Raw genomic sequence first — 1,769 nt, forward strand, 5'->3', positions numbered from 1 at the left:
CCCCCCCCAAGAAGTACCGTTCACAGGAATGGTTTGACAATGCTGACAATCCCGGGATGACGGCGTTGTATCTGGAGCGTTATCTGAATCAGGAATACACGCGTGCTGAATTGCAGGGCGGGCGGCCGGTGATCGGGATTGCGCAAACGGGCAGTGACCTGGCGCCGTGCAACAAGATCCATGTTTTTCTGATGGACCGCATCAAGGCCGGTATCCGCGACGGGGGCGGGATACCGATGGAATTCCCCGTCCATCCGATTCAGGAAACCGGCAAGCGGCCCACAGCGGCGCTGGACCGCAATCTGGCCTATCTGGGGCTGGTCGAAGTGTTGCATGGCTATCCCATCGACGGGGTGGTGCTGACCACCGGCTGCGACAAGACCACGCCTGCCATGCTGATGGGGGCGGCCACGGTCGATCTGCCTGCGATTGCGCTGAATGGCGGGCCGATGCTGGATGGCTGGTGGCAGGGCAAGCGCGCGGGATCAGGCACGATTGTCTGGGAAAGCCGCCGCCTGATGGCCGAAGGCAGGATCGACTATGATGAATTCATGGAACGGGTCTGTTCTTCCGCCCCCTCGCTTGGCCATTGCAACACCATGGGCACGGCCAGCACCATGAACGCCATGGCCGAAGCGCTTGGCATGACCCTGCCCGGCGCCTCTGCCATTCCCGCTCCGTTCCGCGAACGCATGGCGATGGCTTACGAGTCCGGACGGCGCATCGTGGCCATGGTGCATGAGGATCTGAAACCCTCGGATATTCTGACGCGCGCGGCGTTTGAGAACGCCATTATCGTCAATTCCGCCATCGGCGGGTCGACCAATGCGCCGCCGCATCTGCAGGCCATTGCGCGCCATGCGGGGGTGGATTTACATGTGAGCGACTGGCAGACCCACGGCTTCAACATCCCGCTTCTGGTCAATATGCAGCCTGCGGGCACGTATCTTGGCGAAAGTTTCTTCCGCGCGGGCGGTGTGCCTGCGGTGATGGGGGAATTGCGCAAGGCCGGGCTGTTGCATGAGGATGTGATGACCGCCAGCGGCGCGACGCTGGGCACCAATCTGGCGGGCTGGGACAGCCGTGATCCCGATGTCATCCGCCCTGTTGCCGACCCTTTGCGCGAGAATGCGGGCTTTCTGGTGCTGTCGGGCAATCTGTTCGAGTCCGCGCTGATGAAAACATCCGTGATTTCCCCCGATTTCCGCGCGCGTTTCCTGTCAGAACCGGGGAATGAGGGCGTGTTCGAGGCCCGCGCCGTGGTGTTTGAAGGGCCGGAAGATTACCATGCCCGCATCAATGATCCGGCGCTGGAAATTGACGAGGAAACGATCCTGTTCATCCGTGGCGTGGGCTGTGTGGGCTATCCCGGTTCGGCCGAGGTGGTGAATATGCAGCCGCCGGACGCGCTGCTGCGCGCGGGCGTGCAGCACCTGCCGACAGTGGGTGACGGGCGGCAATCGGGCACATCGGAAAGCCCGTCGATCCTGAATGCCTCGCCAGAGGCCGTGGTGGGCGGCGGGCTGGCGCTGCTGCAGACCGGCGACCGCGTGCGGCTGGACCTGAATGCCAGCCGGATGGATGCGCTGGTCGATGCGGGCGAATGGGCCGCACGCCGCAACGCCTGGACCCCGCCGGAGCTGCACCATCAGACCCCATGGCAGGAAATCTACCGCTCCCATGTCGGCCAACTCGCCGAAGGCGGCTGCCTCGAACTCGCCACCGCCTATCAACGCATCCGCCAAAACCTGCCCCGCGATAATCATTGA

The 1,769-nt window shown here is 63.3% G+C and carries 1 protein-coding gene; it reads left to right on the top strand.

Annotated elements, in window-relative coordinates; all coding sequences use genetic code 11:
• Nucleotides 1-1,769, top strand: a 1,769-nt coding sequence (locus PUT78_RS23445) for an IlvD/Edd family dehydratase (RefSeq protein ID WP_274354626.1), incomplete at its 5' end; no start/stop codon positions are given.

The organism is Roseinatronobacter alkalisoli (assembly GCF_028745735.1).
GTDB lineage: Bacteria > Pseudomonadota > Alphaproteobacteria > Rhodobacterales > Rhodobacteraceae > Roseinatronobacter > Roseinatronobacter alkalisoli.